Origin of the sequence: Oerskovia sp. NPDC060287 (assembly GCF_042726775.1) — a bacterium.
Lineage (GTDB): Bacteria > Actinomycetota > Actinomycetes > Actinomycetales > Cellulomonadaceae > Oerskovia > Oerskovia merdavium.
This window is the reverse complement of sequence record NZ_JBHXBO010000236.1, coordinates 1-2684: the sequence shown is the minus strand read 5'-3', so window position 1 is coordinate 2684 and position 2684 is coordinate 1. Positions and strand designations below refer to the sequence as shown.

At 71.8% G+C, this 2684-nt stretch carries 2 protein-coding genes; both read left to right on the top strand.

From position 1 onward, the window contains the following. Positions 1–350: 350 nt before the first annotated feature. Positions 351–1184 carry a MazG family protein gene (locus ACFWFR_RS16395; RefSeq protein ID WP_377623661.1) on the top strand — a complete coding sequence of 278 codons (834 nt, stop codon included), beginning with the start codon at positions 351–353 and terminating at the stop codon, positions 1182–1184. 182 nt (positions 1185–1366) lie between these two features. Next, entirely contained in the window at positions 1367–2647 is a 1281-nt protein-coding gene (eno, locus tag ACFWFR_RS16390) for a phosphopyruvate hydratase (protein ID WP_191800346.1), read from the top strand. The last annotated feature ends 37 nt before the right edge of the window (positions 2648–2684 follow it).

Below are 2684 nucleotides of genomic sequence, written 5' to 3'. Positions count from 1 at the left end.
CCGTGGCGTACAGCGCCGACTCGTCGACCTCCGCCGAGAAGGAGGACCACGACGAGTTCTCGGTGCCGCTCGCTCGCGTCGGGAAGTAGGGCCGGCGTGCGACGTCGGCCGGTTGCCGTGCCGTTCGACGGCACCCGGAGCTAGGCAACCTGCCCGGGCGGGCCGTCCACGGTCCGCCCGGGCAGGGGGTGTCAGGAGCTGAGGGGGAGCTGCTGTCACCGGAGGCAGGGCCGTCGGCCCTCCTCGCCGCGAGGGGCCCTTCGTCAGCGAGGGGCCCCGCCGTCGTGCCAAGGGCGTCCCGTCGGCAGGCGGCCTGCTCCTCGTCGACGACGGCTCTCTACGATGGTTCGGTGCCGACCTCCTCGAACGTGCCGCCGCCCGCCGTCCGGCCCGCGCCGCCCGCGACCGACCCGCTGCGCGAGTCCGTCACCGTCATGGACCGCCTGTACTCGCCCGGCGGGTGCCCGTGGGATCGGGAGCAGACCCACGAGTCGCTGGTGCGCTACCTGCTCGAGGAGGCGCACGAGCTCGCGGAGGCCATCGAGACGGGCGACCGCGCGGGCGTGCGCGAGGAGCTGGGCGACCTGCTGCTGCAGGTCCTGTTCCACGCGCGCATCGCGAGCGAGGACCCGGTCGACCCGTTCACGGTCGACGACGTCGCGGCCGACCTCGTCGCCAAGCTCGTCAGGCGTCATCCCCACGTGTTCGCGGACACCGCGGTCGCCACGGGCGACGGCCACGCGGCCCTCTACGCCCAGTGGGACCAGATCAAGCAGCAGGAGAAGCAGCGCGAGTCGGTCCTGGAGGGGATCCCGCTCGCGCAGGGTGCGCTGGCCCGCGCGCAGAAGGTCCTGTCCCGCGCGGAGCGCGCCGGGCTCGTCGCGGATTCCGGCCCGACGACGGAGCTCCCGTCGGTCCCGTCCCTCGCCCCGGGCGAGGCGCGGCCCGGGAGGGGAGCGGCGCCGTCGGGCACTGCGGACGGCCTGACCGCGGGCGGCGAGGGTGCCCCCGGCGGGGCGCCGGTCGACGCGGCCGAGCGAGCCTACGGGCACGAGCTGCTCGACGTGGTGCGCCGTGCGCAGGCCGACGGCGTGGACGCCGAGACGGCGCTGCGGCGCGCGCTGCGCGAGGTCGAGCAGGCGGTCGTGGCGGCCGAGAAGAGCGCGAGCGCGCCCCGAGCGTGACGCACGCCGGACGCCCGGCGGCCGCGGGCGGTCGACATGCGGGCGATCGTGTCCACGTGCCGACGACGGGAGCACTATGTGTTCCCGACCACTAGGCTGGGTTGCGACAACCCCGGACGCGCCCGACCGCCATCGTCGCCTGCCCTGCGCTCCGGACCTGGAAGCAGCCTGAAGGAGCAACCGTGGCAAGCATCGAAGCCGTTGGAGCACGCGAGATTCTCGACTCGCGCGGAAACCCCACCGTCGAGGTCGAGGTCGTTCTCGACGACGGTACCTTTGCGCGCGCAGGCGTCCCCTCGGGTGCCTCGACCGGCGCCTTCGAGGCCGTCGAGCGCCGTGACGGCGACAAGTCCCGCTACCTGGGCAAGGGCGTCGAGAACGCGGTCAACGCGGTCATCGACGAGATCGCCCCCGAGCTGATCGGCTACGAGGCAGAGGACCAGCGCCTCATCGACCAGGCCCTGATCGACCTCGACGGCACCCCGAACAAGGGCAAGCTCGGCGCGAACGCCATCCTCGGTGTCTCGCTGGCCGTCGCGAAGGCCGCAGCCAAGAGCTCGGGCCTGGACCTCTACCGCTACGTCGGTGGCCCCAACGCCCACGTCCTGCCCGTCCCCATGATGAACATCCTCAACGGTGGGTCGCACGCGGACTCCAACGTCGACATCCAGGAGTTCATGGTCGCCCCGATCGGCGCCACGTCCTTCCGTGAGGCGCTGCGCACCGGTGCAGAGGTCTACCACTCCCTGAAGTCCGTGCTGAAGAGCAAGGGCCTCGCGACGGGCCTCGGCGACGAGGGCGGCTTCGCCCCGAACCTGCCGAGCAACCGCGACGCGCTGGACCTGATCCTCGTCGCGATCGAGCAGGCCGGCTTCAAGCCGGGCGTCGACGTGGGCCTCGCGCTCGACGTCGCCGCGACCGAGTTCTTCAAGGACGGCGCGTACCAGTTCGAGGGCAAGGCGACGAGCTCGGACGAGATCATCGCGTACTACAAGCAGCTCGTGGCGGACTACCCGCTGGTCTCGATCGAGGACCCGCTGTCCGAGGACGAGTGGAGCGCCTGGTCGCAGCTCGTGACCGAGGTCGGCGACAAGGTCCAGATCGTCGGCGACGACCTGTTCGTCACCAACCCGGAGCGCCTCGCCAAGGGCATCGAGCTCAAGTCGGCGAACTCGCTGCTCGTCAAGCTCAACCAGATCGGCACGCTCTCGGAGACCCTCGACGCCGTCGAGCTCGCGCAGCGCAACGGCTTCACCGCGATGGTCTCGCACCGTTCGGGCGAGACCGAGGACACGACGATCGCGGACCTGTCCGTCGCCGTCAACGCCGGCCAGATCAAGACCGGTGCTCCCGCCCGTGGCGAGCGCATCAACAAGTACAACCAGCTCCTGCGCATCGAGGAGGCCCTGGACGACGCGGCTCGCTACGCCGGCGCCTCGGCGTTCCCGCGCTGGAAGGCGTGAGCTGACGCTCACCTGCTAGCCGCGGTCTGATCGCGGT